The sequence below is a fragment of the Streptococcus suis genome (assembly GCF_002964045.1).
Lineage (GTDB): Bacteria > Bacillota > Bacilli > Lactobacillales > Streptococcaceae > Streptococcus > Streptococcus suis_U.
In genome coordinates, this window is record NZ_POPB01000642.1 from 1 (window position 1) to 316 (window position 316).

General features: G+C 45.9%; 1 pseudogene. It reads right to left on the minus strand.

The annotated features are described in order from the left end of the window. Positions 1-316 (minus strand): annotated as a pseudogene (locus C1E99_RS13800) (nuclease); the annotation flags it as partial.

Below are 316 nucleotides of genomic sequence, written 5' to 3' on the forward strand. Positions count from 1 at the left end.
TAGTGTTGCCTGTGCTTGCGTTGCTAACTGAGCGATGTTTGTTTCTGTAATAGGAGTGTTGAAATGCTCAGATATAGCCTTGTGGTTGCTAACTGTGGTTAGTTGGAGTTCGCCTTTATACTCACCCAATGTTCCTGTTAATTGAACGGTATCACCAGGCTGATAGCCCAAGGCAGCCCCAGGGTAGATATAGATACCAGCACCGTCAGAACCTTGGAGGTAGAAACCATTTCCTCCCCAACCGTTTACTAGGCTAATAATTTTACCAGAGACTGTGTACTCTGTTCCTTGTGCACCGGAACGAACAGTAGCAATC